1 protein-coding gene is annotated in these 1,603 nt (G+C 46.6%); it reads left to right on the top strand.

All coding sequences use genetic code 11. The features are described 5' to 3' along the window. Window positions 1–122 precede the first annotated feature (122 nt). On the top strand, window positions 123–1,454 hold the full coding sequence (locus Q1B11_RS20115; RefSeq protein ID WP_299735785.1) for a transposase: 1,332 nt from the start codon (window positions 123–125) through the stop codon (window positions 1,452–1,454). Window positions 1,455–1,603 lie beyond the last annotated feature (149 nt).

Raw genomic sequence — 1,603 nt, 5'->3', positions numbered from 1 at the left:
CAGCAATTCCCGCTGAAGTGATTCCAGTCAACAGCACCAAGGCTTCTAGCCAGTTTTACTTATTCCGGAATCGCAAACTTTAAGGCAGGATATCTCGATATTACTAATATTGTTGCTTTACTGTGCCGCCATCCAAACGAAAGACCATAGCTGAAAAACTGACCTCGATCGTTTCAAAAGAAGCTTCGAAAATTCCGGATTTTCGAAAAAAAGTCAGTCAGGGTGCAATACCGCTTCATGATGCCGTCATGTCCGGCCTTGCCATGATGCATTTGAAGTACCCTTCATTACTTCAGTTTGATCGGGACTGTGTTAAGACACCCGCCAAGCTGCACAACCTGAAATCAATGTACGGCGTCACTCAAGTACCCAGCGATACGTACTTTCGGGAGATGCTTGATCCTATTGAAACCCGCTATCTCCGAAAATTCTTTACCCTGCTGTTTGCTTTTGTTCAGCGCTCCGGGCGCCTCAGGCATTTTGAGTATTTTGATGAAGGCTATCTCGCACCGATTGATGGAACGGGGCATTTCTGTTCTGGCAAAATTCACTGCCCAGAATGCTGTGTGAAGAAGCCTGGCAGCAAGAATCCTCAGTACTACCATCAACTGCTGGCTTGCTGTCTGGTCAAACCGGGCAAAAAGGAAGTGCTTCCACTGATGCCGGAACCGATCATTCAGCAGCAGGATGCATCAAAGAATGATTGTGAAAAAACGGCACTGAAACGACTGTTGGCCAACCTATCCAGAGAACACCCACACCTTAAACTGGTGTTGAATTTTGATGATCTTTACTCCGACGGCCCTACCATCAAGCTGGTGCAGTCCTACGGATACAGCTTCATCATGGTGGCAAAAGACACCTCTCATGTATCGCTTTACGAATCAGTGGATGAACTGGATAAGGCTGGCAAGGTAAAACGCTATTACTATGCCGATGAGAACGGCTACCAGCATTGGTTCCGGTTCGTCAACGGAGTGTCCATCAACAAGTCCCATAAAGAGACACTGGTCAATTATCTCGAATATGTAGAGACTGACCCGAAAGGCAACAAATACGTCAACACATGGATAACCGACATTCAACTTACTGAAGAGAATGTGGCGAAAGTAATGCGAGGAGGCCGCGCCAGGTGGAAAATTGAGAACGAAACATTTAACACACTGAAAACACAGGGCTATCACCTAGAACACAATTACGGGCATGGGAAGCAACACCTGGCGACCAACCTGGCCAGCCTGACATTTACCGCTTTCCTCATCAACCAGATAGAGCAGCTGGCTTGCAAGTTCTTCCAGCAGGCTCTTGAAGCAAAGAAGTCCAAAAAAGCGCTATGGCTTGCGATCAGGGGCTTGTTTGACTGGTTCACCATCGACAACTGGGAAGATCTTTTTACGGCGATAATCGAAGGCAGAAGTGTCAGCCTAAAGCATTTGGTAATAGATACCACATAGTAGATATATTGGTAGCCCTGTTTAACCTGTGTTCTGAACTTGCTTGCTTCCTGGCTGATGATTCAGTTCGATATCTCACGGCCTGAATAAATGCCTGATGGGACAATCTCTAGAATCCAGCTTTAATGAATGAGCAGCGGGAATCGCTG

This window comes from uncultured Endozoicomonas sp. (genome assembly GCF_947495845.1).
In the GTDB taxonomy this organism is placed as follows: domain Bacteria; phylum Pseudomonadota; class Gammaproteobacteria; order Pseudomonadales; family Endozoicomonadaceae; genus Endozoicomonas.
Note: the sequence above shows the minus strand (reverse complement) of the source record. Positions and strands in the feature narration are given on the sequence as shown.